The 25,477-nt window shown below is 59.7% G+C and carries 20 protein-coding genes and 3 pseudogenes; 12 read left to right on the forward strand and 11 right to left on the reverse strand.

The features are described 5' to 3' along the window. Positions 1-25: 25 nt before the first annotated feature. The 3 genes from ACNYC6_RS28200 to ACNYC6_RS28210 all read left to right on the forward strand — a co-directional run bounded on the left by ACNYC6_RS28200 (position 26) and on the right by ACNYC6_RS28210 (position 2,777). Positions 26-1,054, forward strand: coding sequence for a methionine synthase (locus tag ACNYC6_RS28200; protein WP_419710172.1), 1,029 nt, complete (start codon positions 26-28; stop codon positions 1,052-1,054). A gap of 119 nt (positions 1,055-1,173) precedes the next feature. Continuing rightward, positions 1,174-1,683, forward strand: coding sequence for a flavin reductase family protein (locus ACNYC6_RS28205; RefSeq protein WP_419710173.1), 510 nt, complete (start codon positions 1,174-1,176; stop codon positions 1,681-1,683). A gap of 164 nt (positions 1,684-1,847) precedes the next feature. Continuing rightward, positions 1,848-2,777 carry a LysR substrate-binding domain-containing protein gene (locus ACNYC6_RS28210; protein ID WP_419710174.1) on the forward strand — a complete coding sequence of 310 codons (930 nt, stop codon included), beginning with the start codon at positions 1,848-1,850 and terminating at the stop codon, positions 2,775-2,777. 367 nt (positions 2,778-3,144) lie between these two features. Here the strand turns inward: ACNYC6_RS28210 and ACNYC6_RS28215 are convergent, their stop codons facing one another. Both ACNYC6_RS28215 and ACNYC6_RS28220 read right to left on the reverse strand, forming a co-directional pair. After that, positions 3,145-4,182: an AraC family transcriptional regulator ligand-binding domain-containing protein gene (locus tag ACNYC6_RS28215; RefSeq protein ID WP_419710175.1), complete on the reverse strand. Its 1,038-nt coding sequence runs from the start codon at positions 4,180-4,182 to the stop codon at positions 3,145-3,147. Between the two features lie 9 nt (positions 4,183-4,191). Then, positions 4,192-5,106, reverse strand: a complete 915-nt coding sequence (locus ACNYC6_RS28220) for a GGDEF domain-containing protein (RefSeq protein ID WP_419710176.1) — start codon at positions 5,104-5,106, stop codon at positions 4,192-4,194. A gap of 392 nt (positions 5,107-5,498) precedes the next feature. Here ACNYC6_RS28220 and ACNYC6_RS28225 point away from each other — a divergent pair, with 392 nt between their 5' ends. The 5 genes from ACNYC6_RS28225 (at position 5,499) to ACNYC6_RS28245 (ending at position 12,091) form a co-directional block, all read left to right on the forward strand. Further along, complete coding sequence (locus ACNYC6_RS28225) at positions 5,499-8,042, forward strand: TonB-dependent receptor (protein ID WP_419710177.1); 2,544 nt, start codon at positions 5,499-5,501, stop codon at positions 8,040-8,042. A 105-nt stretch (positions 8,043-8,147) separates the two neighbouring features. Next, a complete protein-coding gene (locus ACNYC6_RS28230) occupies positions 8,148-10,010 on the forward strand; it encodes a phytase (RefSeq protein ID WP_419713028.1) in 1,863 nt (620 codons plus the stop codon). Positions 10,011-10,105: 95 nt separating this feature from the next. Then, positions 10,106-10,816, forward strand: coding sequence for a protein TolQ (tolQ, locus tag ACNYC6_RS28235; protein ID WP_419710178.1), 711 nt, complete (start codon positions 10,106-10,108; stop codon positions 10,814-10,816). Between the two features lie 22 nt (positions 10,817-10,838). Then, positions 10,839-11,285 (forward strand): protein TolR, encoded by a 447-nt coding sequence (gene tolR / locus ACNYC6_RS28240; protein WP_419710179.1) that lies wholly within the window; start codon positions 10,839-10,841, stop codon positions 11,283-11,285. Further along, positions 11,282-12,091 carry an energy transducer TonB gene (locus ACNYC6_RS28245; protein ID WP_419710180.1) on the forward strand — a complete coding sequence of 270 codons (810 nt, stop codon included), beginning with the start codon at positions 11,282-11,284 and terminating at the stop codon, positions 12,089-12,091. The genes tolR and ACNYC6_RS28245 overlap by 4 nt, the downstream gene beginning before the upstream one ends. Positions 12,092-12,211: 120 nt before the next feature. Here the strand turns inward: ACNYC6_RS28245 and ACNYC6_RS28250 are convergent, their stop codons facing one another. Next, complete coding sequence (locus tag ACNYC6_RS28250; protein WP_419710181.1) at positions 12,212-13,024, reverse strand: lytic transglycosylase domain-containing protein; 813 nt, start codon at positions 13,022-13,024, stop codon at positions 12,212-12,214. 582 nt (positions 13,025-13,606) lie between these two features. On the opposite strand from ACNYC6_RS28250, the pseudogene ACNYC6_RS28255 reads away from it, so the two are divergent. After that, positions 13,607-14,212, forward strand: a pseudogene (locus ACNYC6_RS28255) (SAM-dependent methyltransferase). A 70-nt stretch (positions 14,213-14,282) separates the two neighbouring features. Here ACNYC6_RS28255 and ACNYC6_RS28260 read toward each other — a convergent pair. The 5 genes and pseudogenes from ACNYC6_RS28260 to ACNYC6_RS28280 all read right to left on the reverse strand — a co-directional run bounded on the left by ACNYC6_RS28260 (position 14,283) and on the right by ACNYC6_RS28280 (position 20,104). Next, positions 14,283-16,694, reverse strand: a complete 2,412-nt coding sequence (locus ACNYC6_RS28260) for a TonB-dependent siderophore receptor (protein ID WP_419710182.1) — start codon at positions 16,692-16,694, stop codon at positions 14,283-14,285. A 121-nt stretch (positions 16,695-16,815) separates the two neighbouring features. Beyond that, the gene (locus ACNYC6_RS28265; protein ID WP_419710183.1) at positions 16,816-17,805 is read right to left on the reverse strand and encodes a FecR domain-containing protein; all 990 of its coding nucleotides are present in this window, start codon (positions 17,803-17,805) and stop codon (positions 16,816-16,818) included. Then, a complete protein-coding gene (locus tag ACNYC6_RS28270; RefSeq protein WP_419710184.1) occupies positions 17,792-18,307 on the reverse strand; it encodes a sigma-70 family RNA polymerase sigma factor in 516 nt (171 codons plus the stop codon). Before ACNYC6_RS28270 ends, ACNYC6_RS28265 begins: the two co-directional genes overlap by 14 nt. 112 nt (positions 18,308-18,419) lie before the next feature. Continuing rightward, a pseudogene (locus tag ACNYC6_RS28275) lies at positions 18,420-18,836 on the reverse strand (EamA family transporter); the annotation flags it as partial. Continuing rightward, on the reverse strand, positions 18,833-20,104 hold the full coding sequence (locus tag ACNYC6_RS28280) for an MFS transporter (RefSeq protein WP_419710185.1): 1,272 nt from the start codon (positions 20,102-20,104) through the stop codon (positions 18,833-18,835). The pseudogene ACNYC6_RS28275 and the gene ACNYC6_RS28280, both read right to left, overlap by 4 nt. A gap of 135 nt (positions 20,105-20,239) precedes the next feature. Between ACNYC6_RS28280 and ACNYC6_RS28285 the strand changes: the two genes are divergently transcribed. The 3 genes and pseudogenes from ACNYC6_RS28285 to ACNYC6_RS28295 all read left to right on the forward strand — a co-directional run bounded on the left by ACNYC6_RS28285 (position 20,240) and on the right by ACNYC6_RS28295 (position 21,945). Next, positions 20,240-20,698 (forward strand): winged helix-turn-helix transcriptional regulator, encoded by a 459-nt coding sequence (locus tag ACNYC6_RS28285; RefSeq protein WP_419710186.1) that lies wholly within the window; start codon positions 20,240-20,242, stop codon positions 20,696-20,698. A gap of 300 nt (positions 20,699-20,998) precedes the next feature. Next, positions 20,999-21,186: pseudogene (locus ACNYC6_RS28290) on the forward strand (hypothetical protein); the annotation flags it as partial. Between the two features lie 399 nt (positions 21,187-21,585). Beyond that, on the forward strand, positions 21,586-21,945 hold the full coding sequence (locus tag ACNYC6_RS28295) for a DUF6124 family protein (RefSeq protein WP_419710187.1): 360 nt from the start codon (positions 21,586-21,588) through the stop codon (positions 21,943-21,945). Positions 21,946-22,133: 188 nt separating this feature from the next. On the opposite strand, the gene ACNYC6_RS28300 is transcribed toward ACNYC6_RS28295, so the two are convergent. The 3 genes from ACNYC6_RS28300 to ACNYC6_RS28310 form a co-directional block, all read right to left on the reverse strand. Then, positions 22,134-23,873, reverse strand: a complete 1,740-nt coding sequence (locus tag ACNYC6_RS28300) for a dipeptidase (protein ID WP_419710188.1) — start codon at positions 23,871-23,873, stop codon at positions 22,134-22,136. 159 nt (positions 23,874-24,032) lie between these two features. Next, positions 24,033-24,332, reverse strand: coding sequence for a hypothetical protein (locus ACNYC6_RS28305; RefSeq protein WP_419710189.1), 300 nt, complete (start codon positions 24,330-24,332; stop codon positions 24,033-24,035). A 115-nt stretch (positions 24,333-24,447) separates the two neighbouring features. Then, on the reverse strand, positions 24,448-25,416 hold the full coding sequence (locus ACNYC6_RS28310; protein WP_419710190.1) for an MBL fold metallo-hydrolase: 969 nt from the start codon (positions 25,414-25,416) through the stop codon (positions 24,448-24,450). Positions 25,417-25,477: the final 61 nt, after the last annotated feature.

Consider the following 25,477-nt stretch of genomic DNA (forward strand, 5'->3'; position numbering starts at 1 on the left):
CATCCAAAGCACAAGGTCTTCTTTTATGAAAAAACTGCTACCCACTTCAACTGCTGGCAGCTTGCCTAAACCTTCCTGGCTCGCACAGCCTGAAACACTTTGGTCGCCGTGGAAATTGCAAGATGAGGAACTGGTGGAGGGTAAACAAGATGCCCTGCGTTTGTCTCTGCAAGAACAGCAACATGCCGGTATCGACATCGTCAGTGATGGCGAGCAAACACGTCAGCACTTTGTCACGACGTTTATCGAACACCTGGACGGTGTAGATTTCGAGAAACGTGAGACGGTCAGAATTCGTGATCGCTACGACGCGAGCGTGCCGACGGTGGTGGGGGCGGTCACTCGCCAGAAGCCGGTATTCGTCGAAGACGCCAGGTTCTTGCGTCAGCAAACCTCGCAACCCATCAAATGGGCGCTGCCTGGCCCCATGACCATGATCGATACACTTTACGACGCTCATTACAAGAGCCGCGAAAAGCTGGCCTGGGAATTTGCCAAGATCCTTAACGACGAAGCCCGGGAGCTCGAGGCGGCTGGTGTTGACATCATCCAGTTCGACGAACCTGCCTTCAACGTCTTCTTCGACGAGGTGAACGAGTGGGGTGTCGCTACTCTGGAGCGAGCCATCGAAGGGCTCAAGTGTGAGACCGCCGTGCACATTTGCTACGGCTACGGTATCAAGGCCAACACCGACTGGAAAAAGACGCTGGGCTCGGAATGGCGGCAATATGAAGAGGCCTTCCCCAAACTGCAAAAGTCCAGCATCGATATTGTCTCGCTGGAATGCCATAACTCTCACGTGCCGATGGATCTGATCGAACTCATCCGGGGCAAGAAAGTGATGGTCGGTGCCATCGACGTGGCCAACCACGCCATTGAAACCCCTGAGGAGGTGGCCAATACCCTGCGCAAAGCCCTTCAGTTCGTAGACGCCGATAAGCTCTACCCGTGCACCAACTGCGGCATGGCTCCGCTGCCTCGTCGAATTGCAAGAGGCAAGCTCAATGCTTTGAGCGCAGGTGCGGAAATCGTCCGCAGAGAACTCTCGAACTAATTCAGGGCCAGGCCGAAGGTGGTCAGCGCAAGCCCGGTAAGTTGAGGTCAGCCACAGTTTCCAGGCTGGTCCAAGCCTTGCCTGGCGCTTTCGAACGGTATCCCATTACCAGGATCTCTATGTCTCTCCCTAATATTGCCATCGAGCCGTCGAGCTTCCGCGAAGCGCTTGGGCACTACGCCTCCGGCATTACGGTGATTACATCGCACATTGATGATGAGCCGATTGGCTTCACCTGCCAGTCGTTCTATAGCGTGTCGATGAATCCGCCGCTGGTGTCATTCAGCGTCATGTCCAGTTCGGCCAGCTACCCCAAAATTCGCCGGGCAGGTCGATTCGCCGTCAATATCCTGTCGGGTGATCAGGTCAAGATTTCCAATCAGTTTGCTCGCAGAGGCACGGACAAGTGGTATGGGGTCGAATGGCGGCATTCGCCTCTAGGTAACCCGATCATTACCGGCAGCCTGCACTGGCTTGATTGCGAAGTCCACGCAGAGCATGTCGCAGGTGATCACCTGATTGTGATCGGTGAAGTGAAAGCATTGAACCTGCTGGAAGCGGCTGCTACGCAGCCATTGCTGTATTTCAAAGGACGGTATTGCAATCTCGCCGCGCACAGCATGGCTTGAGTGCTTACCCCCTACCGGCCTCGTTTACCCGTGGATGACTCGAGATCCTCCCCCAGCCGGGAATTGTCAACGCTCCGGGGCCGAAGCGATGTTACGTAAATCCATCAAGTGGTGGAGCGGTGGCGATCACGCCTTAATTTTGCACACCCATTGTAGTTCTGCTCATGATCGATTTGAGACACCTGCGTACCATTGATGCGCTGCGGGAAACGGACAGCCTGCACGAAGCAGCCGAACGTCTGCACCTGTCGCAGTCTGCGCTGTCGCATCAGTTCCGGGAACTGGAAGAGCGCATTGGCACGCCGTTGTTCGCGCGAAAGTCCAAGCCAGTGCGGTTCACTAACGCCGGACTCAAGTTGCTAAGGCTGGCAGATCATGTTCTGCCGCTCATTCGCACAACGGAACGCGATCTGGGGAGACTGGCAAGTGGCAGGGCCGGGCGGCTGCACATCGCGATCGAATGCCACAGTTGCTACCAATGGTTGATGCCCTCGGTGGACGAGTTTCGCAGCACTTGGCCAGAGGTTGAACTCGACCTGGCGTCCGGGTTGTCGTTCGCGCCGCTGCCGGCTCTGGAGCGGGGAGATCTCGACCTGGTGGTGACTTCCGATCCTGTGACTCTGCCAGGGATCACTTATGTGCCGCTTTTCGGTTACGAGGCACTGCTGGCTATCGACAAGCATCATGCCCTCCGCGAAAAGCCATATCTTGAACCCACTGACATCGCCGAGCAGACCCTCATCACTTACCCGATCGAGCGAAATCGCCTGGACATCTTCACCCGCTTTCTTGACCCGGCCGACGTCGAGCCCGCTCAGGTTCGCACCTCCGAGATGACGGTCATGATGATGCAACTGGTGGCCAGTGGCCGCGGTGTCTGCTGCCTTCCGAACTGGGCCGTGCATGAGTACACGTCGCGCGGTTACGTAATCGCCAAGCGTCTGGGAGAGAAGGGGGTGCAGGCCCAGCTATTCGCGGCTGTTCGCAGCGACATGCTTGAGGTGCCCTATGTGAGTGATTTCCTGCTCACCGCAAAAGACATTTCCTTCGCGACTTTAGAGGGCGTCAGTGCTGTGTCGGAACACTCCGGCTGACAACGGCTACTCACCAAGCGATGAGTGGACCGGAGCTGTAAGACAGGTCGGAGCGCCAACTTCTGGCAGGCTGAAGTCACGCCGTCGATGGGAGACATACTGATCATGTCTTTTCAATCACTCAGATTCATCCCGCCAGAACCGTTGAGCAATCAGTCAGGCCTGATCAACACCCAACCAAAGTTCAGCGTTCTTGCCGGCTGCCTCAGCAATTTCTGTCCGGTGTGTCCGTCGCCAGCGTCAGCATTTGCCCGCTTTCTGCCTTTCGTAAAGGGCAGAAATCGACCCAATATAGCGGTCATTCGGCTTGGAATAACCGCTATGCCACGGTAACGGACAAAACCATCAAAGAGGTAAAAGCCTCGGGTCAACCCATGCTGAACAACTGGCGGATCAGGTTCGGTGTGCTGCCGGTCCAGCGTTTGAATGAGCGACGAAAGTTGGCTGCATCACTGAAGCTCAGGTAGTCGGCCACTTCTTCGTTGCTGAGTCCTTTGACTTGATACAGATAGAGCGCCACCTGTTTGCGCACGCGATCCACTTGCTGCTGAAACCCGGTGTCGTGTTTTTGCAGTTTGCGCTTGAGGGTGGCGGGGCTCATGGCGAAGGCCAGGGCGGCTTGTTCCAGGCTCGGCGGTTGGCGCACCTGTTCCAGCAGGTAGTTGTAGAGGCAATCGGTGAAGCTCGCAGTAAAGCCCAGTTGCCCGATTTGCCCCACGGCTTCCAGGCGGGCGACCTGGCCGGCGGTGGCTGAGGCATTGGGCCAGGGTTGGGCGAGGTATTCCCTCGGGATGCGCATCAGGTCCAGCGGCCGTTTGAACTGGGTGTCTTCGCCCAGGTGCACCCAATACTGTTCGACGTATCGCGGCTCGGCATGGCTGAGGCTGCACACCCACGGCAGGCGGTGGCCGCTGAGCCACTGACTCATGGCCACCAGCGAGGTCATGCTCGCTTCCAGCAGGAATCGCCATTGCTCGCCCGCGCCGCAACTGTCCAGCCAATAGACATAGGCGAACTGTTCATCGAGCAACAGGCGCGGCGTGGCCAACGGGCTGAGCAACGCCTGTTGCTGCACCAGCGAGTCGAGGGCCTGGTGCAGGTTTTGCGCGTGGCGCAAGGCGTGGCTGACGGCGCCATAGTGCCCAGGCAATAAGCGTTGGCCGAACAGGAAGCTGCTGTCGTCGGCATCCAGCAGGCGGCGGGTGTTGCCGATCAGTTGCAGAAACTGCTGCGGGCTGAGGCGAGTCTGGCCCGCCAGAATATCGACATGGAACAACCCTGTGCCGCGTAGCAGGCGATGGCTGTCGATGTCCCGGGACAACGCCAGATCGATCAGGGTGGCGGGTTGGTAATGCCCGGGAATGAAACGGCTGTCGGCTTCGTACCAGGTGGTTTTGACGGTCATCGCCGGGCCTCAGGCGCTTTTGGCGAGCGGTTGCTTGGCCCGCGACAGCGCCAGGTTCAGGCGTTTAAGCAGGGTTTCGGGCGTCTCGTCGAGGGCCATCACCACCGCCGTACTGGCCGCGAGTTGCAAACGTTCGCCATGTTGGCGGGTCTTGTGCGCCAGGCTGTGCACGGCGTGTTGCAGCTCCTGCGCCAGGAGCTGCGCCTGACGCTCGCCGGTGTTGGGCAGCAGCACCACAAAACGGTCGCCGGCCAGACGGCAGAGCAGGTCCTGACGGCGCAGGTTGAGCAGCAGCAAATGACTCAGGGCCTGCAGCACGGCGTCGCCCTCGGCGTGTCCGAAGTTCTGGTTGATTGAGGCAAAGTTGTCCAGGTCCAGTACCAGCAGCGACAGCGGTTGTTGTTGCCTGATGCTTTCGCCAAGGCTGTCGGCCAGTTGCCGTTTGAGGTAGTCGGCACTGCCCAGCGGCGTGAGTTTGTCGAACAGTCGGTGTTCGCGAAACAGCCGCTCGCGTTTCTCCATCTGCGCGCTGATCGCCAGTTGTTCGCGATGCCAGTGATAAATGCCGATGGTCAGCAGAATCATGCCCACCGGCATCGGTCCGGATTCCAGCCAGTGGTCCCAGGTGATGCTGTCGGGCAGGCGGATGAACTCGTCGAGGCTGTCTATCCACCAGGAGAAAAAGATGCAACTGAGCCCGAGCGCCAGGTAGTTGGTGACCCGTCCCGCGGGGCGGCTTTTGAGCACCAGCCCCAGCCAGACCAAGGCCAGCAGCGCCGAACCACCTTCGCCGATGATGTCCAGCCAGACCCACTCACTGACGGCTTTCAGATCGCCGCATGCCAGGTGCAGCAGCAACCCGAGGTTGGCCGCCAGCAGCAGGGCGGTGAGTTTCCAACGGTGGGGCTTGAGCACTGAGAACATGGCAGCAGTCCTTGGATGAGGAAGCGATGCGCGCCAGCACAACAAATGTTTGTGACAGTCGGGTGACGAGGTACGAAGGTCAGGGGGAGGTCGAATCAGCTCACCGTGAATTGTTTTTTTCAGCGCTGCGCCGCACGTTCCCATGAGCGCTTGCGTGTTTCGAACGGCGTTCCTGCAAGGGGGTGGGCACATCCAACAGCAGGTCAGGCTGACTCACCGTATTGCCAGCAGGTCATTTCAGCTCATTCCAACCCCCGGTTCCCGGCAAACAGGCGGTTTAAAGGGCTTGTCGCCCGGTGCTGTCACAGAACCGTCACGCCCCGTGCCTAGCTTGCCCTCCCACTTGCCGGGCCACTTGCCTGGCGTTAAGGGATTCTTTGGGGAGGGCTTTCATGTACCAGCGCAGCAGTCATCCACGCCGCGGCACCGGCACAATCTTCAGTTTCACGCTCACGGCGTTGACCATGGGGTTGGTCAGTGAACGGTTGAGCGCCGCAGACGCCACGGCCAATGTCGAGCATGTCGAAGTGGTCGGTCAGGCGGCGAGCATCAATTCGGCGCTCAAGGAGCAGCGCCGCTCGGACAACATCGAAAGTGTGGTGCATGCCGATGGCATGGCGCAGCTACCCGACGAGAACGTCGCCGAAGCGGCGCAGCGCCTGCCGGGGGTCAGTGTCGAGCGTGATCAGGGCGAAGGGCGGTTTGTCAGCGTGCGTGGCTTGGGCCCGGACCTGAACAGCGTCACCATCAACGGCACGCTGGTGCCTTCGCCGGAAAGTGAACGGCGCGCCGTGGCCCTCGATGTGTTGCCTTCGGAGCTGGTGCAATCGCTGTCGGTAATCAAGACCCTGACGCCGGACATGGACGCCAACTCCCTGGGCGGTACGGTCGATGTTCGCAGCCTGTCGGCCTTCGATCACGCGGGTCTGTTTTACACCGGCAGCAGTGAAGCCAGTTACGACAAGAACACCCACCAGACCAGCCCGAAATTCTCCGGCGCGGCCAGCGACCGTTTCAGCCTGGGCGACGGTATCGATAACTTCGGCGTGGCGGCAGCCCTGAGCTGGCAGAAGCGCGACTTCGGTTCGGACAACGTCGAAACCGGCGGTGCCTGGGATTTCCAGCGCGGTGCCCGCCTGGAAGAGTTCGAGCAGCGCGACTACGACATCAGCCGGGAACGCGCCGGCGGCGGCCTGAACTTTGACTACAAGCCCGATGACCTGAGCAGCTATTACCTGCGCACCCTGTACAGCCGTTACAAGGACAGCGAGACCCGCAACTCCACCAGCATCGAGTTTGCCGACCCGCAGGCGGCCGGTGAATTGGGCGATGCGCAAGGCAAGCGCAAGCTCAAGCAGCGTGAAGAAACCCAGGAAATTCAGTCCTACGTGTTGGGCGGTGAGCGCCTGTTCGGTCTTTGGACTCTCAGCGGGCAGGCCGGTTACAGCCGCTCCAGTGAAGATAGCCCCGGCCACATCGCCAACGCCGCGTTCGATGCCAATGACGATTTCACCGACAGCGGCTTTTATAGCAACGACAAGCCACGGCCAATCATTGGGCAAGGTTTCTACGACCCGAACAATTTCACCCTCGATAAAGTTGACTGGGAAAAACAGAACACCACCGACACCGAGAAAAACCTGAGCCTGAACCTGGCCCGAGATTACGACTTCAACGGGTACGCCGCGCAGGTCAAGTTCGGCGGCAAGGTCAGCCGACGCAACAAGGACAACGACCTCGACGCCTGGGTCTACGAAGACTTCGACGACCTGGGGTTCAACGATGAACAGCTCAACCTCAACCAGTTCCGCAAAGGCTCGGTGGATTACCGCCTCGGCGAGTTCGGGCCGGGCATCAGTGGCAGTGCGATCAAGCAGTTGATCGGCGGGCTGGACCGGGACGATTTCTACGATCCTGTGGAATCGGCGGTCAACGATTTCAAGATGAGCGAGGACATCAACGCCGGTTACCTGATGAACACCTTCGACATCGACGACTGGCGGTTCATTGCCGGTTTGCGCTACGAGGGCACCGAGTTCGATGCCAAAGGCACCGGCGTCAACGATGGCGAGTTCGAGGCCACCGACACCAAGCGTAAATATCACCACTGGTTGCCGGGCTTGCATGCGCGTTACCAACTGGACAAGAACACTCAGTTGCGCGCGGCCTGGACCAAGACCGTGGTGCGCCCGACCTTCGGTCAATTGGCGCCGGGCTTTGTCATCGACGGCGACGAGGCGACGTTTGGCAATCCTGATCTCAATCCGCTGGAGTCGAGCAACCTTGACCTCGGTATCGAGCACTTCATGGGACGTGCGGGCACGGTTTCGGCCTTCGTGTTCTACAAGGACATCAAGAACTTCGTCTACAACACCGATCTGGCAGGCACCGGCGCCTGGGTGGACTTTGCCGAAGCCCACACCTTCGCCAACGGTGACAGCGCAAAACTGTACGGGCTGGAACTGGCTTATTCGCAGCAGTTCGACTGGCTGCCGGCGCCCTGGAACGGCTTGCTGGTCGGGGCTAACGCCACCTTCAGTCGTTCCGACGCCGAGATCAAGGGCTTCGACGCCGCCAGTGGTACGAACCTCAAACGCAGCATCGATCTGCCGAACCAGTCGGACACGGTCGGCAACCTGATGCTCGGTTGGGAAAACGACAAAATCAGCCTGCGCCTGTCGGCCAACTACAAGTCGGACTACCTCTACGAGTTGGCCCCGATCAACGACAAGGCCCACGACCTGCACGTCGATTCCCAGACCTTCGTGGATTTCAGTGCGCGCTACTCGCTGACGAAAAACCTGCAAGTGAGCTTCGAGGCGCAAAACCTCACCGACGAGTCGTACTTCGTCTACACCGGCCACCGCTCCTACAACGGCCAATACGAAGAGTACGGCCCGACCTACAAGCTCGGCCTGACTTTCACCCATTTCTAAACGCCGGGACGGCAGCCCGGTGCTGCTGTCGCGATGGATGCACGACAAGGACTTTGCCTGTTCATGACTATTTCTTTGCGACACACACAGTGGCTGCTGGCTGCGATGATAAGCCTGGCCGCTGACCAGACCCTGGCGGCGACGCCTGGCCTGACGCTCACACCTTGGGCGCCGACCCTCAAGGTCGAGGAACTGGCGTTCCTGTCCGCCGATCAACGTCTGGCGGTCAGCCCCCGTGATGGCTTGCTGCTGCTGGATGCCAAAGGCGCCGAACTGGCACGCATGAAGGGCTCATTCAGCAGCCTCGACAGCCGCGCCACCGCGCAGCAGGTGTTTGTCGCCAGCCTCGACACCCGTCGCCAGCAAGCATTGGTGGTCGGCCTCGATTCGGCCAGGCGCACGTGGGGCACGCCGCTGTACTTGCCGACGCGAGACTTCGGGGTGAATGGCCTGTGCCTGTACCGCGACGACGCCAGCAACCTGTTTGTATTTCTGGTGGGTGAGGAGGGCAAGGGTGAGCAATGGCTGCTGGGCAACGGCAACGTTCTGAACGCCGTGGCACAAAAGGTCCGCACTGTGCCGTTGCCGCCGTCGGCACAGTTTTGTCAGGTCGATGACGCTGCGCACCAACTGGTCGTCAACGAAGAAAACGTCGGTTGGTGGGCGTACCCGGCTCACGCAGAAGCCGATGTGACCCGCACGCCCGTGGCGATGCGTGACCCCTTTGGCGATATCAAAGGCGCTGCCGGTGCGCTGGCGTTGGTCCCCGGTGGCGTCGTCGGGCTCGACCCGAAAGCGGCGCAACTGCACCTGTACCAGCAGCAGGGCGAACGCTGGACGGCCCAGGCAACCTTGCCATTACCCGGTCTCAAGGAACCGGAAAGCCTCGCCCTGCGTAACACCGACAAAGGTTTGCAGGTGTTGATTCGCGACGATGCCGACGGGCGTGTGTACCAGGGCCAGATCGACTGGCAAGCCAAACCGGCTCCGCTGGCGCCGGCGTTGCCGAGTGTGGCAGCGAGTGCTCAGACCGATCCGGTGGCCCGTCAGGGTGATGCTGCGGACGATCCGGCGATCTGGATTCATCCGCAACAACCGTCCCTGAGCCGTGTGCTGGGCACCAATAAAAAACAGGGACTGTTGGTGTATGACCTGCAAGGCAAACTGCTCCAGGAGTTGCCCGTCGGGCGTTTGAACAACGTCGATGTACGAACGAACTTCAAGCTCGGCGAGCAAACAGTGGACCTGGCGGTGGCCAGTCACCGCGATCACAACAGCCTCAGCCTGTTCACCATTGACCGAAGCAGCGGCGAGCTGGGCGATATCGGCGAGGTGGCCACGCCGCTCAAAGACATCTACGGCATCTGCCTGTTTCAACCGGCCAGCGGTGAGATCTACGCGATTGTCAACGACAAGGACGGCACCTTCCTGCAATACCGACTCAGTGCGGTGAATGGCCGGGCCCAGGGTGAGTTGGTGCGCCAGTTCAAGGTCGACAGCCAGCCGGAAGGCTGTGTCGCCGACGACCAGCGCCAACGACTGTTTCTCGGTGAAGAGGATGTCGGGGTCTGGGCCGTGGACGCGCGCGCCGATCAACCGGCGACTTTGACCAGCGTGATCAAGGTCGGCGCGCAGTTGCAGGCGGATGTCGAAGGCCTGGCGCTGTATCAAAGCGCGGGGCGGGACTATCTGGTGGTGTCCAGCCAGGGCAACGACAGCTACCTGGTGCTCGACGCTGAGCCGCCGTTCGCCAGTCACGGCGCGTTCCGGGTCGGTTTGAACGCGGCAGCGGGCATCGATGGCGCGTCGGAAACCGATGGTCTGGAGGTGACCTCAGTCAACCTCGGTGGGCCCTGGAGTCACGGCATGTTGGTGGTTCAGGACGGCCGCAAACGCATGCCGGAGCAAGCCCAGAACTTTAAATTCGTGCCTTGGGCCGAGGTCGCCCAAGCCCTGAAGCTGCCCTGATCCGGACCGTCATCACTCGGTCATCAAATTTCCATCGAATAGCCTCGCGACCGTTGTGCATCAACGGTCGCGCCGCAACCCACAAGGAGTTCACCATGCAGGCTACGCTCGAACACATGACGATCTGGGGGCTGATCAGCGACGCCAGCCTATTGGTCAAAGCCGTGATGCTCACGCTGTTGCTGGCCTCGTTGCTCAGCTGGTACCTGATCATCCAGCGCAGCCGTGTGCTGCACCGCCGCGAGCGCGGGTTGAACAGCTTCATGCAGCGCTTTCGCCGTGCACCGGAGTTGCTGCCGTTGCTTCGTGAAACGGCACAGGTCAAGGATGTGGAGGCCGGGATCGAAGCTGTTTTTCGCGCAGGTTTTCAAGAGTTTTGCCACCTGAAACAGCAAGCCGTTCACCACGCCGACGTGGTGCAGGAGGGCGTCGAGCGGGCGCTGTACGTCGCCATCAGCGAAGAAGAAGTGCGCCTGGAAAAGGGTCTGCAATTCCTCGCCACGGTCGGCTCCGTGAGTCCTTACATCGGCCTGTTCGGCACGGTGTGGGGGATCATGAATTCGTTCATCGGCCTGTCGCAGGTGCAGCAGGCGACGCTCTCGACAGTCGCGCCCGGCATCGCCGAGGCATTGATTGCTACGGCGATTGGCCTGTTCGCGGCGATCCCGGCAGTGATCGCCTACAACCGCTTCGCGGCGCGCAGCCAGACACTGCTTACGCGTTATTACGCCTTCGGCAATGAGCTGCAAGTGCGCCTGCACCGCACGTTGCACGGCGCGCCGTTGAACCTGGCCGCAGCGGCCTGAACGGACTTCAAGGAGAGGCAAGATGCTAGTCAGGCCGCAACGCAAGCATGGGCCGAAGGCCGAGATGAACGTAGTGCCTTACATCGACGTGATGCTGGTGCTGTTGGTGATCTTCATGGTGACCGCGCCGATGCTGACCCAAGGCGTGAAAATCGAGCTGCCCAAGGTCGCCAGTGAGGCCTTGGCCAACGATACGCGCCAGCAGATCCTCACGCTGTCGGTGAACGCCGAGGGCGGCTATTACTGGAACCTCGGCGGTGAGCTCGACACCGAGCACCAGACCGACAGCGCCGTGGGCCTTGATGAACTGCGCGCCAAGGTCGAGCAGATCATCACCCGGCGACAGGAAACGCAGGTGTATATCCGAGCGGACAACGACGCGGGTTACGGCAGTGTCGTGGCCGCCATGGCGGCGTTGCAACAGAGCGGCGTCAGCAATCTCGGGCTGGTGACCGAGGCCCCGCAATGACCACGATGATCCTGCACGACACTGCACCGCTGGCGACCGGGAGATGGACCTCGATGAAGCGCAGCGACTTATGGCAGCACAGCTTTGCGGCGGGTCTGGCGGTGGCGCTGCATGGCGTCGTTGTGCTGTTGTTGATCAACAACTGGACCCCCGAAATGCCTGCGGTAAAACCAGCGAAAGCCATGATCACGCAGTGGGTGATGTTGGCGCCGACGGTCCAGCCGCCTGCGTCAGAACCAGCCCCCATGCCCGTGGTCGCGGCTGCAGCAGCCGTGACACCGAGTGTGCCGGTGGAGCAGACCAAGCCGCTGATCGACCCGCAGATTCAGGCACGCAAGATCGAGCAGGCTGCCCTGGCGCGCAAACGGGTCGAAGAACGCCAGCGCGAACAACAGGCCGAGCAGCAACGCCAGCAACAGACCTCTCGAGTGCGCGAGCAAGACGCTGAACGACAGCGCCAGGCGCAACAACAAGCACAACAGGCGGAGCAGTCCCGACTGAGCACCGAGCGCGCCCGTCTGCAAGCCGCAGCGGACAGCCGTCAGTACCTGCCACTGAGCAAGGAAGCACCAGAGTATCCGGCACGTGCGCTGGATAAAAATATCGAGGGCGACTGTTCCGTCGAATACACCGTCAACCCGCAGGGCCAGATCGAAAACCCCAAAGTGCTGGACGGGTGTCACCCCTTGTTCATCCGTCCGTCGCTGGCGGCCGCGCAAACCTTCCGATACCAGCCGCGCATCGTCGATGGTGTGGCCGTCGCAGTGCCGTCGGTGCGCAACACCTTTCACTTCAGAATCAAGTGAGACCTGTCGGTCGCGGTGGGGAAGGGCGTGAAGGTAGACGGGATCACCAGGACTGGCTGGTTTGCGCCCATCACGCAGGGGCCGGCGTATTGGCTATTGCAGGCTATGCGCCCTGCGGTACTAGCGATGGTTGCGATAGCGTTCGGTCAAGGACTGCACGAGGGTGACGTAGGATTGCGTCTCGGCGTAGGGCGGCACCCCGTTGTACTCGTCCACGGACGCTTCGCCGGCGTTGTAACCTGCCAGCGCGAGCATCTGGTTGCCGTTGAAGCGCTTGAGCAGCCAGGCCAGGTAACGCACGCCGCCACGAATGTTCTGTCGTGCGTCGAACGGATCGCCCACGGCGAAGCGCTCGGCGGTGGCGGGCATCAACTGCATCAGCCCCTGGGCGCCGGCGTCGGAAATGGCGTTGGGGTGAAACGCCGATTCGGCATGGATCACTGCGCGCACCAGCGCCCGGTCGACCCCATACTGACCCGAAGCGGCCTCGATCTCGCGCTGATAGGAGCGGGTGTCCAGGCGCAGCGAGGCGACCTTGAAATCCTTCGGCGCCGTGCACAGATAGCAGCCCTTGATGTAATACACTTCAAGCACATCGACCCGTGCGGAGATCCCGACGGGGCGCCGGCTCACATATTGACGAACACCCTTGTGCATGAAGGTGAACACCCTAATCCGCATCGCGCCTGAGTCGTCGCCCTGCACAAGCCGTGGCAGGGCCGTAGCCTTGGCACCGACATCGGCACCCGCACCCGCCATGCCATTCACGCGAGTGCAGCGGGCGCTGGCGATGGCCTGGCGGTTGTAGCTGATGGCACCGTCACTGTCCTGGCATTTGAACATGGCGCTGGCGCACAGCGGCGCGACCAGAAAGGTCAGCCCGATGCCGCCGTGAAGGCTCTTGCGAGCCCATCGCCATGCTTTGGAACTCATCACATCGCTCCGCGCCGCGGGCGCCGATCAGGCTGGAGGAGGGCGCCTGGCCCGCCTGTTGTACTGACAGTTATACCCCTTGTATCCAGCCTTGGAACTTGCGTTGACGTACGGGCTGCCGGCGTTCCCGAAGAGGTGTCGGCCGGATTGCTCGCACGATGCGTTATCCGCATCGGTCCGGCGCACGGATCTGGCATCCCGCGGCGAACTTCGCGTCTGTAGCGCTTGCGGAGGGGAGGCCCGATCCAGGGCGAGGGTGAAAGGGCATTTCGTCCACGGTGCTGTCGTGTGACCGCTGGCCGATTGCTGCCCGTCGTGAGGCTCTGAAATCGACCCATCGCTGACTGTCGCCTGGAGGTGCCTGAGTGCTTCGGCATTCCTGTCAGGAATGCCGTGCATAAAATTAATGAATTTTTATTATCGTTCTTTATGACCTAAGTTGATTCAAGGACATGGAGAACCGCCTTGAAAACACCACTTGATTCAGCTGAAAAGTTCGATAACACACGGGCTAATGAGTACGGACGACAGAGCCGAATTGCACTGGCAGGTTATGACGCCTGTCATGACTTGGCGGCCTGCATGATGGCGGCAAGTCTTGGAAATAGGGGCACGGCAAAAATACTGGTCGTCGGCGCTGGCGGCACGGCGCAGGAGATCATCGCGATGGCGAGGCTTGAGCCGGGCTGGCGCTTCACCGCCGTTGATCCATCCGAGCCGATGCTTGAAACCGCGAAACAACAGTTAGCCGTAAACAACCTGCTTGAAAGAACGGACCTGCATCTGGGGCACGTTGACGACATGGCGGCAGATGAGTGCTACGACGCCGCCACGTAGATCGGCGTACTTCACCATCTGGATGGCAATGATACCAAGGGAGAGATTCTGCGATCCATTCGGACTCGTCTGAAACCGGGGGCTCCGCTGATTGTCGCCGGCAATCAATACGCCTATGCCAGCCAGCCGTTACTTCTCGCTGCGTGGGGGCAACGCTGGCGGCAGCACGGAGCCAGCCCCGATGAAGTGAAGGTAAAATTTGGGAAAATTCTTCAGGGCGCTGACCCTCCACATTCCGAGGCGGCTGTTCAGAAGCTTTTGCATGATGCGGGTTTTGGGGACGCTACCCGTTTTTTCAGCAGCCTGTTCTGGGGTGCCTGGTTAACGTGTAAAACAGTCTGCGCCGATTGATGGCCAGGAAGTGGTGCCCGCTGTACAGCGGGCACCACTTCCTGTGTGGGATAAAGGCTTACCTACGGGCTTACCAGTTGTAACTCAGTTTGGCGGTAATCTCGCGACCCGGGTTGTAATAGTTTGCCGTGCCGGAACCGACCACGTGTTGCTCATCCAGCAGGTTGCTGACATTCACGGCAAGGTCGGTGCCCTTGGCAATCTGGTAATTGAAGGCGGCGTCGAACAACGTGGTGCCATCGCTTTTGTCGGTGTTGGCAGCATTCATGTAATAGGCACCGACGTAGCGCGCGCCCAGGCCAACGCTCACGTCAGTGCCGGGCAAGCTGTAGTAACTCCACAGCGAAGCGGAATGCTTCGGTGCCGTGGTGAACTCATTACCCTTGAGGGAGCTGCCGTCAAACAACGTACCGCGCAGGACCTCGGACTCCATGTAGGAGTAGCCGCCAATCAGGCTGAGGTTCTGCGTCACTTGCGCTTTGGCTTCCAGGTCGAGGCCGCGCACCCGCGACTCGCCCACCGTCTGCTGCTCAATGATGCCGCTCGGCAGTACCACGGCGATGGTGACGTTTTCCTGGGTCAGGTCATAAACGGCTGCCGAGAACAGCGCATCCATCGCCATGGGCGAATACTTCACGCCCACTTCGTACTGCCGGCCCGTTTGCGGTGTAACGCCAACCTGCGGGGGCGAGACGGACTCCACCATGCTCACATAGGTGGAAACCTCATCGTTGACGATATAGGTCAACGCACCGCGGTAGGAGGTTTCGGAAAAGCTGTCGTTATCATCAAATTGCACCGGGCTGGAGAACTGGTTGTAGCCCTTGCTGGACAGGTCCATAGAGTCGTTGCGCACACCACCGGTGACGATGAAACGCTCGTAGAACGACAGGTTCTGCTGGAGGAATACCGCCTTGGTTGTCGCGTCGCTTTTTTTCGCGGTATATGGCGTGAGTGCGCTTGAAACGCCAGTGAACACCGGGTTGGCGATGTCGATTGAGGACGCCAGGTCGTACACGGAGCTTTCTTTGGTCGACGAGTCGAGATATTCCACGCCCACCAGGGTGCTGCTGTCGATGTTCTCGAAACGGGCATCGTATTGCAGCATCAGGTTGCCGTTGAACTGGTCGGCATCGCTGTCCGTCCCCAGCAGATAGCGGGGCACCGTAGTGCCGACACGCGAGGCGCTATCGCTCAGGTAAACGTAGCCGTAGTCATCGGTCAGCTTGCTGTAACGCAGGTTGCTGCGCAGCACGAAGCCGTTGTCGAAGTCATGGGTGACGTTGCCGCTGAGGCTGGTGCGCTCGACATCGTGAAAGTTGTAGCTGGGTTCACCAAAAAATTTGCTGCGGTCGTATTCCTTGTCCAGCGGATAGCCACCACTGTTAGGCGAACTTTCGGTTTTCAGGTAGTCCAGAATCATCGTGGCCGACGTGTAGTCCGTGGGTGCCCAAGTGAGGCCACCCATCACCAACTGGTTGTCGTCCTTTGAGTGATCGTACTCGCGGTCGCTGTTTTGCCCTTTGGCCGTAAAGCGGCCGGCCAGGGTTTTTTCGTCGTTCAGCGCATCGCCTACATCGATGCCAGTCTCGACATGGTCAAAGGAACCGTAGGTCACATAGCCCTGGCCAAACTGCTCGAAGCGCGGCTGTTTGGTCACGAAGTTCACCGAGCCACCGGGGTCCGCCGGACCGAACAGCGTGGAGTTGGCGCCACGCAGAATTTCGATGCGCTCATAGGCGAAAGGATCTTCGCGTACGCCGCGCATCGAACTCAGGGTCAAGCCGTCACGGTAGGTGGTGGCCTGGAAGCCGCGGATCTGGAAATAGTCGTTACGGTCGTCCGTACCATAAAAGTCGCTGACCACGCCCGGCGTGTATTGCAACGCCTCTTCAGTGGTGCTGACGCTGCGTTGCTCCATTTCCTTGCTGGTGACAACCGACACCGAGGCAGGCGTGTTGAGAATGCTGGTGGCTACTTTGCCGCCGACCCAGAGTTCCTTGGCAACCACCGAGTGGGTGTCGTCGTCGGCATTAACCTTGACCTTGGCATTGATGATAAGGGGCGCGAGGCGGTAGTCCTCGATGTCGGTTGCGCCGAGTTCGAGCGGGCCGGCAGGCTTTGGTAGAGGTGTCAGCAGGTAAGCGTTCGGGCCTTGCTGCTCGACCTGCAATTCGCTGCCCTGCAACAACGTTGACAGTGCTGTCGACGTATCGAAGGTGCCGTTCACGCCTCCCGTTGTGCGGTTCGCCACGCTCGGGGCATCGAAGGAAAGACTGATGCCAGCCTCGCGCGCAAAGCGGTCAAGCGCCGGTGCCAGTGGGCCGGCAGCGATATTCCACTGCTGGACCTGGTTGCGGTGTTCAGCGCTCGAAGATTGCGCCAGCGACGGCAGGGCGTAGCTGCTGACGATCAAACCCAGAATCACACCGTGGACGGCATGGCTCAATGGATGGCGCTGTGTAACCGGGGACGAACTCATTTTCTCGCTCCATGGAAGGGTATCGGCAGATTGGCCTGTAATGTCGGCCTTCCTTACAAGTCGAACGAGAATGAGAAGCCACCTCATTAATTTTTCAGATAAGAGAAAAGTGCGAATGGACTCAGCTGGCGGCGGTCAACGTCACCCAATAACGGGTTCGATAATCCACGCGCAAGCGCAGCGACTGCGCGACCAATGCCAGTACCTGATCGTTGTCGGCGAGCTGGAAGGTGCCGGACACCCGACGGTCAGCAACCTCTTCGGCGCATCGCAATACGCCGGGGCGGTAGCGCGATAACTCCACAATAAAATCACTCAGGCGCATATTGCGCGCGCTGATCACCCCGTCACTCCAGCTCCAGACGTCAAGGCCGTTTTCCTTGAACTCATGGGCGCCGCTTGATGTGAACAGCAGCAGATTGGCGGCCTGGACACTGCTGCTAGCGCTACCGGCCAGGGATTGACCGCCCCCAGGAAACACCGTGACTGTGCCTCCTTGAACCGCGAGCAGAGTGCCGTCGTCACGTTCCCGCGCCAGGAAGCGGGGACTCTGGGCGCGCATGACCCCGTCGCGTGTTTGTACCCAGAAAGGGCGCGTTTGTGCCGAGTGTTCGTCCGCGCCGACATTCACGATGATTTCGCCACGCCGCAGAATGATCAGGCGTCGCTGTGCGTCGAAATCGCTGTCGACAGCGCTGTCGCTATTGAGCTGGATAAGGCTGCCATCATCGAGCTGGACGCGTCGCTGCTCGCCGGTGCTACTGCGCTGCTGCGCGAGCATGGCCGGCACGGGTGTGTAGTCGCGGCCGAGCCAGGCGGCTGCGCCAACAGTGGCCACTATGCCGAGTAGCTTCAGGCTTTCCCGCCGTCGCATGCCACGGTGGGTGCCATTCAGGGTTTGTCGGGCCAATTGCGCTGGCATGCCCGCAAACTCATCCCCAAGCGTTTCCACACGGTGCCACGCCAACACATGCTCTGGGCGCTGCTGCAGCCAGTGCTCAAACGTGCGCTGTGTTTGCTCATCGGCCTGATTGAAGCGAAGGCGCACCTGCCAATGGATCGCCTGGTCCACAACGGCCGGATCCAGCGCCTGCGACTCACGCCTCGACATAACGCAAGCGATAGCAGTGTTGCAGGGCCGTGGCCAGGTCGCGCTCTACCGTGGCACGGGAAACACCCAGTTTTTCGGCTATTTGCGGGCAGGTCAAACCGTCGAGCCGGGCAAATAAAAACGCCTGGCGAACTCTCGGTTTAAGCATGTCGAGCATGCGATCTATCTGCTCGAGCGTATCAAGAATCAGCAGTCGGCTTTCTTCCGAGGGAACCTCGTGTTGGGGTAGCAGCGCGACGCTCTCCAGGTAGGCACGTTCGAGTTCGCGACGACGATACTGATCAATCATCAGCCCGCGGGCGATGCTGCTCAGATAGGCACGGGGTTCGCGCAAGGGACTTGATTGACGGGATTTGAGCAGGCGTACGAACGTGTCTTGCGCCAGATCTGCTGCGTTATCGCGACATCCAATGCGTCGGCTTAGCCAGCCGTGTAACCACGAGTGGTGGGTGCGATAGAGCAGCCCTAGATCGGCAGTGCCTAGTGTATCGTCGCTGCGCATCGGCATCCCGGAGAGTACATAATTGATAATGACTCGCATTCTACCTGCGTGATAGGCCTCAGGCAAATAGGTGGTGCTCAGCGTTTGCTTCTGGGCCGTTTTTTGCCTGTCGCGAAGGTCTGCCGTCGACAATGGAGATGATGCTGAACAATCCACACAAAGCGATTCCAGTTTCGGCGATCTGATAGCGGGAAAGCGCTTCCTTGAATATCCAGGACCCCAGCAGGATGGTGAAAAATGCGCTGAACTGAAGCGTCAACGAGGCGATGCCTGGCGACAGACCGGACGCGATGCCCAGATTGACCACACCCCACAGTCCAATGCCGAAGACCAGCCCATAACCGACGATGTAGCGCCACTGCACATCAGGTTTGGGAATGAAGAAAATCGCGGGAAGGGCGCAGAGTGTGAAGCGGATACCCGCCAGAATGAAAGGATCGACCGTTGCGAGTCCCCGTTTGATGACCGAGAAATTCAGGCCCCATAGGGCGGTGATCGAGATGGCGAGCAACAAGTGACGAATTTTCAACGCAATCTTCCTTGATGGTTGTGAGAGACACGAGCTGTAAAAAACCAGAGAGCCAAGGCCGCAGCGCTGATCGAAGCACCCAGCAGACTGACGGCCAACCATCCCCCGCGCGCATAGGCCTGAGTCGCCGCTACCGCGCCCAGCGCGCTACCTATTGAGTAGAAGCACATATAAACGCCGACCATGCGACTTTGGGCTTCAGGGCGAGCGGCGACAATCATGCTCTGGCTGGTGACATGGACGGCTTGCACGGCGAAGTCGAGCAGGATTACGCCACAGACAAGCGTGATCAGGGACGTCTGCGCAAAACTGATCGGCAACCATGAAAGTGTCAGCACGCTCAACGCCAGGCCGGTGACTCGCTGCCCCAGCCCTTGATCGGCCCAACGGCCGGCGCTCCTGGCAGCCAGGGCGCCAGCGAATCCTGCCAGCCCGAACATGCCGATGGCGGAGTGTGAAAGTGACAGCGGCGGCGCACTCAACGGCAGAACCATCGCCGTCCACAAGACCGAAAACGCGGCAAAAATCAGCAAGGCCAGCATGCCACGGACCTGCAACACAGGTTCGCTGAGCAGCAGCTTGAATAGCGACCGGATGAGAACGAAATACGAGTCCCGCGATGGTGACGGCGCCGTATGAGGAACGATTTTCCACAGCACGGTGGCGAGGACCAGTATCAGCCCCGAGGACAGAAAGTAAACGGCACGCCAGCCTGCCAGATCGGCGATCAGCCCGGACGTGAAGCGTGCCAGAAGAATCCCCAGCACAATGCCGCTGGTGACCGTGCCGATGGTCTGCCCGCGTTGTGAGGGCGTTGCATGCGAAGCGGCAAGGGCCACCACGACTTGGACGACGACTGCCGTCAATCCGACAACGATCATGGCGCCAAGCAGAACCAGCCACGCCTGAGCAGTGCCGACTGCCGCGAGTGCAATGGCGGACAGCAGTAGCTGGCTCAGGATCATCCGTTTGCGGTTGACGATATCGCCGAGCGGGACAATGAGTAGCAAACCCAGTGCGTAACCTGCCTGAGTGGCCGTGACCACGACGCCAATCATTCCCGACGCCACGCCCAGGCTCTCGGCCATTGAGTCAAGTAAGGGCTGGGCGAAGTACACGTTGGCTACCGCCAGTGCAGAGGTGACAGAGAGCAGCAGGGTGAGCGAAGACGAAAGGCCCCCGTTACCCGTTTGACTGATGCCAGGAGGTGTCTGCGTTGCACCAGATCTGTACAAGCGGTCAGTCGGTGATTCGGTCTCAACTGTCATAACGACTTCCATGTGAGTAAACTGGTTTCAATTAGCAACCGAAATGAATTCTCGCGCGGAGTAGTTTCAAATTGCAACCAGATTCGCTCGGGTTATCGATTCGATCTGGCTGACCGACACTCAGAAGGTACAAAAATGGCTGAGAACGATTCGCCACAAAACAACGAATGCCCTGTTGCAAGAACGCTGGAAGCCATAGGTGATCGCTGGTCGCTGCTAATCATCCGCGACGCATTTGACGATATTCGCCGCTTCAGCGAATTTCAGAAGAGCTTGGGGGTTGCCAAGAATATATTGGCATCGCGGCTGAAAACGCTGGTTGAGGTCGGCGTGCTCGATATCGTTCCGGCGTCGGATGGCAGCGCTTACAAGGAATATGTGCTCACGGAAAAGGGCCGAGAGATCTTTCCGATTGTGGTCAGCATGAGGCAGTGGGGAGAGCGCCATCTGTTCGAGCCGTACGAGACGCGCTCAGTGCTGCTGGACAATGCAACCGGTCAGCCTTTGATGCCCATCGCCGTTCTTTCCTCAAGCGGTCAACCACTTGGGCCGTCTGAGTGTCATCGAGTGAGGATATTGGCGCAGCAGTCTTGAATGAGAGGGCGCCTGTCCGCAGTGGGCGAATCTGTGATGCGGGCCTTTGCGGCCGTCGGAAAAAACGAAAGCCCGCTTCGGGCTGTGGACTCAACCGGTCGACGCAACAGATTGGCTAAATCGTTCAGCGGGTGTTTCGTAGTCTAGTGTTTTCCGAGGGCGGCTATTTAGCTGCCTCGCGACTTCATTGAGCGTGGCTTGGGATTATTCAAGCGGTCCCTGTATGTGGTCTCTTGATCGTAGAGAGAAGCCACCTTAATGGCCAGGGCAGGGGCGGGTAGTGAGTGGTTATCGGCCAATCCGATTGCCGGCGTGTTGCTGGATTTGAACGAAAACCTGACGGCCTACGCCAGCTATTCGGACATCTTTACCCCGCAGGGCAACTTCCGTTCAGAAGACGGCTCAGCGCTCAAGCCACTGGTGGGGCAGAGGTCTGAATTGGGGATCAAGGGGCCTGGTTTGACGGTGACATCGACGACAGCCTGAACGGTGCGGCATTCAACACCTACCTGATAAATGAAGATCGGCATCCGAGCCGAGAGCGGCTGTTTAAAAGCGTTTAAGGATACTTCCTGCAAGCTACAAGACCTTGCGCCGTTGCCTACGGGTACGCCAGAATCCGCCGGCTTGTGCGCTTTTGGGGCCATCGGTAACTTGATTCGTGTCACTGATTCCCAGTGATCGGGTTTAGCAGCCCGTGGTATTAGAAGACCGCGCGAGTGTCCGTCAAACAGGTATTCCCATGCCTGTATTTGATGGTGGCTGTACGCAGGGCGCCTTCGGGCGCGCCGGCTTTCTTCTTTTCCCCGGTCTGCTAACCTGCGTACAGCTGCCACCCCTCGTTTAGCAGCGATGGAGTGGCTGCACTGCAACAGAAAAAGAAAACCATGTTCAAAGTCACACCCAACCCGCCGGACGCCGATCCTGCCTCCCCATACGAACCCGATTCAAAAAAACTCAACGAGGCCGCCGAACGCGCCCTCGATTTTCACTTCCCCTCGACCGCCGATATCAAAGCCACACCGCGCACCGTCAGCACCCTCTTCACCGTCGACCCTGAGGTGACGCTCGAAACCCTGGCCGTTTATTTAGTCGAGACCCTGGCCTCAGTGGATGTGATGGTCCATCAGTTGGTTGATCACCTGGACGGTGAATCACGCAATGCGCTGCTGGGCATTTCCAACAGCGTGATGCTGGCGGAAATCACCGCGAACCGGGTACTGGATCAGATCGATCCACCTGAGTAGCGGCGAACTCGTAACTGTAGGCGCGAGCTTGCTCGCGAAGAAGGGCAATGATGGCGCGTTAAACCAGACTCGCCCCGGTGCCCTCTGGTTTTTCGCGAGCAGGCTCGTGCCTACAGAGGGCGTGGAAGGCAACTGCTGGATGGAAATGAAAAAGTGGACCCGCCAAAACGGCGAGTCCGAAAGGTGAATCAAAGCTTCGGCAACTGCCCGATACGGCCCATCATTTCGGTCACGATCTGCAAGTCCAGCAGGAACTGCTCGGTGGTCTTGAACTCGTTGTCGTTGTGGCCGGTGTATTTGACGTCAGGCATGGCCAGGCCGAATTGCACGCCGTTAGGCAATTCGTGCACGGACGTTGCGCCGGCGGAGGTGCCGAACGTGTGTTCCATGCCGAGGTTTTCGCTGGCCACGGCGAGCAGGGCCTTGACCCATTCACCCTCGGGGTTGCGGTACATCGGCTCGGCGATCGAGTAATCGAAGGCCGGTGCGATCTTGCTCTTCTTGCTCCAGGCGTCCAGTTTTCCGGCGATTTCCGCTTTCAGCGCATCCGGCGACTTGCCCTTCGGCACGCGCAGGTTGACCGCGAGTTTGAAGGCTTTGTCATCCACGCCGACATAGGTCAGGGAAGTGGTCAGCGGGCCCATGAACTCATCGGAAAAACCAACGCCCAGTTTGTTGCCCTGGTAGTCCAAGCCCCAGTTGTCAGCGGCGTAACGAGCGGCGTCCGTGATCTGGTTGTGCTTGAGCGCGACCTTGCCGTCGAGGCCATTGATGAAGTCGAGCATCCGCGCCACCGGGTTGACCCCGGACTCGGGCTCGGAGGAGTGGGCGGAAACGCCGGTGACCGTCAGCTTGACGTCCTTGCCGTCGACCTTGGCGGCGATCTCGAAGTTAGCGCCATTGCGCTTGACGTAATCCGCGCCGGCCTTTTGCAAAGCCGCAGCCAGTTCGGCGGGCTTTTCAGTCACCAGGGTGGCGACCGATGTCGACGGAATCTGGTTGGTGGCCAGGCCGCCGGTCATCGAGGTGATTTGCGCGCCTTTGCCTTCGCCAGCGCGCTTGGCGAAGCTGGCCATGACGGTGCCGTAGCCTTTCTCGGCGATCACCACCGGGTAGCCGCCATCCAGCGCCAGGTTGTAGTTGGGCGTCGGGTTGCGTTCGAAGTAGTAAGGGATGGCGTCGCCCGTGGTTTCTTCGGTGGTGTCGACCAGCAGCTTGAAGTTGCGTGCCAGCGGCAACTTCTCTTCCTTGATGACTTTCATGGCGTACATCGCGACCACGATGCCGTTTTTGTCATCCTCGGTGCCACGGCCATACATACGGTCGCCGATCAAGGTGACCTTGAACGGATCGAGGCGGGTGCCGTCCTTCAATACCCAGTTCTCCGGTGTCACCGGCACCACGTCGGCATGGGCGTGAATGCCCACGACTTCATCGCCAGTACCTTCCAGGGAAATTTCATAAACGCGGTTATCGACGTTGCGGAAGTTCAGGTTGAACGCCTGGGCCAGGCCCTTGATCTTTTCGGCGATCTTGATGAACTCGGGATTGTCGTGCTGGGCTACGCCGTCCACGCGCATGGTCGGGATGGCCACCAGCTCCTTCAAGGTTTCAGTGGCCGCGCTGCCGTACTTCACGCGCGTGTAGAGGCCCAGCAGGCGATGGATTTCGTTTTGTTGCACGGCAGTGAGCGTCTTGTTGTCGAGGAAGGCGCTGATGGCCGGGCCGAGGTCGCCAGCCTTGGCGATGTCGCTCTTGGCCAGGCTCCCGAGGAATTGCCGGAAATCCGTGACCGAGGCATCACTGAAGGTCTTGAGGATGATCGCGCTCTGTTGTGGCGTGATGTTGGCGTGGGCAACGGTGGTGAACGACGAAAGGCTGGCGAGCATCAGAGTGGTCGCGGCCAGGTGCTTGAGTGAAAAATCCATTTCTGGAGGCATTCCTTTGCAGGCGGTTTGTGGGAAATATCTGATCGTTCAATCAGAAACATTTCCAAACTAACACCATGAGGGCGTGATGCGGGAGCCTCTGTAACGGGATGTGTCGCACGGAAATGCAAAAACGGCGCACAAACGAAAAACCGTTTATCAGTGCTTACATTCTGCCAGCACTACCTTGCAGGTACTTGGCGTGCCGCCGGATCGCCCCGCATAGCGTGCGCAATTGGTCAGGGATTTCTGCCGAGCCATGTTCAAGGTGTCGCCCCAGGCGAGGCCACCTTCACCGACAGTGGGCAGGGCCTTTGCGTAGCAGGCCGAGCCTGCGTTCGAGGCCGTATAGCGAGGTGTGGCTGATTTGCCTGCACAGCCGACGATCAGCGCCAGGTTGATGGCGAGCAGGGCAGGGAGGAGCCATGACGAGCATTGATGCGAGTTCAAGCTCGTCATCGCGTTTCCCCTGAATCCAGAGTGCTAAAGGTGTGTTTTCGAGTGTGCGCTGATTAGTCTAGACGGCCTGGTACAACATCGATCATCAAACGCGAGTTCGCCGTCCAGGCGGCGATCAGTAATCCCAGAAGGCCGCGACCCAGCGAAACGCATTACCGTCGACGGCCACGCGGCCAACGGAGGGGAATGGCAGGTGAGTGGCGACAAACAGCTCACCGCTTGCCGCCGCTTCTTGCATCAGGCGAACCCGAACGCGCATCGATTCCTCGGGGTCATGTTCAAAGCCGTTGTGCCAGTCGGGGTGTTCGAAGGCGACCGGAAACAGGGCGTCGCCGGCGAAGGTCAACCGTTCGCCACCGGATGTCACGTAGACCACGCAATGCCCCGGGGTATGGCCGCCGGTGAGTCTGGCGACCACGCCCGGTGCCACCTCGTATTCATCTTCGAAGGTGCGCAGCTTGCTGTGGAATTCTTTCATGAATTCATTGGCGGTTGCCCGCAGGACGTCCGGCACCGGCGACGGCATGGAAGTGAGGGAAAAATCGGGTGACTTCCAGAACTCGACCTCGGTCGCCGCCACGTGGATTCGCACGTCCGGACGCAGCCGGTTCTTCACTTCGTCGACGAGCAGCCCGCCGATATGGTCCATGTGCATGTGGGTAATCACCACGTCGGTCACGGACCCCAGGTCGATACCGGCGGCCTCCAGTCGCTTGGGAAACTGCCCGGCGCGGGGAAAGCCGGGGAACTGCCCGCCCAGTCCAGCGTCGACGAGGATGGTCTGGTCGCCGCTGCGAATCACCAGCACGTTCAGTGCCCAATCGAACGAGTCCGGCCCCAGGAACATGTCCTTGAACCAGGCCGCGCGGGCCGCCGGGTCGGCGTTGGTGGACATCGTCGTGGTGGGCAGCGGCAGCACGCCATCGCTGATCACCAGCACGTCGATTTCACCGACCTGCACCGCATAGCGCGAAGGCACCAACTCCTCGAGCCCCGACCTTGCGCCGAGTGAGGTGTCGTGTTGACCGTTGCTTTTCTGATGTATTCCATCGTTCTGGATGGTTAGGTTCGGTTGCGTTGTCATGGCCATTCTCCGATTGCCTGGGTCAGATCGCCCGGAGAATCAGTGTGCCTTTCGACGCAGC

The organism is Pseudomonas sp. NFX224 (genome assembly GCF_048565165.1).
Classification (GTDB): Bacteria; Pseudomonadota; Gammaproteobacteria; order Pseudomonadales; family Pseudomonadaceae; genus Aquipseudomonas.

Coding starts and splice junctions, on each gene's coding strand:
- ACNYC6_RS28200 (WP_419710172.1), top strand. CDS start 26: ATGAAAAAACTGCTACCCACTTCAACTGCTGGCAGCTTGCCTAAACCT.
- ACNYC6_RS28205 (WP_419710173.1), top strand. CDS start 1,174: ATGTCTCTCCCTAATATTGCCATCGAGCCGTCGAGCTTCCGCGAAGCG.
- ACNYC6_RS28210 (WP_419710174.1), top strand. CDS start 1,848: ATGATCGATTTGAGACACCTGCGTACCATTGATGCGCTGCGGGAAACG.
- ACNYC6_RS28215 (WP_419710175.1), bottom strand. CDS start 4,182: ATGACCGTCAAAACCACCTGGTACGAAGCCGACAGCCGTTTCATTCCC.
- ACNYC6_RS28220 (WP_419710176.1), bottom strand. CDS start 5,106: ATGTTCTCAGTGCTCAAGCCCCACCGTTGGAAACTCACCGCCCTGCTG.
- ACNYC6_RS28225 (WP_419710177.1), top strand. CDS start 5,499: ATGTACCAGCGCAGCAGTCATCCACGCCGCGGCACCGGCACAATCTTC.
- ACNYC6_RS28230 (WP_419713028.1), top strand. CDS start 8,148: ATGATAAGCCTGGCCGCTGACCAGACCCTGGCGGCGACGCCTGGCCTG.
- tolQ (WP_419710178.1), top strand. CDS start 10,106: ATGCAGGCTACGCTCGAACACATGACGATCTGGGGGCTGATCAGCGAC.
- tolR (WP_419710179.1), top strand. CDS start 10,839: ATGCTAGTCAGGCCGCAACGCAAGCATGGGCCGAAGGCCGAGATGAAC.
- ACNYC6_RS28245 (WP_419710180.1), top strand. CDS start 11,282: ATGACCACGATGATCCTGCACGACACTGCACCGCTGGCGACCGGGAGA.
- ACNYC6_RS28250 (WP_419710181.1), bottom strand. CDS start 13,024: ATGAGTTCCAAAGCATGGCGATGGGCTCGCAAGAGCCTTCACGGCGGC.
- ACNYC6_RS28260 (WP_419710182.1), bottom strand. CDS start 16,694: ATGAGTTCGTCCCCGGTTACACAGCGCCATCCATTGAGCCATGCCGTC.
- ACNYC6_RS28265 (WP_419710183.1), bottom strand. CDS start 17,805: ATGTCGAGGCGTGAGTCGCAGGCGCTGGATCCGGCCGTTGTGGACCAG.
- ACNYC6_RS28270 (WP_419710184.1), bottom strand. CDS start 18,307: ATGCGCAGCGACGATACACTAGGCACTGCCGATCTAGGGCTGCTCTAT.
- ACNYC6_RS28280 (WP_419710185.1), bottom strand. CDS start 20,104: ATGACAGTTGAGACCGAATCACCGACTGACCGCTTGTACAGATCTGGT.
- ACNYC6_RS28285 (WP_419710186.1), top strand. CDS start 20,240: ATGGCTGAGAACGATTCGCCACAAAACAACGAATGCCCTGTTGCAAGA.
- ACNYC6_RS28295 (WP_419710187.1), top strand. CDS start 21,586: ATGTTCAAAGTCACACCCAACCCGCCGGACGCCGATCCTGCCTCCCCA.
- ACNYC6_RS28300 (WP_419710188.1), bottom strand. CDS start 23,873: ATGGATTTTTCACTCAAGCACCTGGCCGCGACCACTCTGATGCTCGCC.
- ACNYC6_RS28305 (WP_419710189.1), bottom strand. CDS start 24,332: ATGACGAGCTTGAACTCGCATCAATGCTCGTCATGGCTCCTCCCTGCC.
- ACNYC6_RS28310 (WP_419710190.1), bottom strand. CDS start 25,416: ATGACAACGCAACCGAACCTAACCATCCAGAACGATGGAATACATCAG.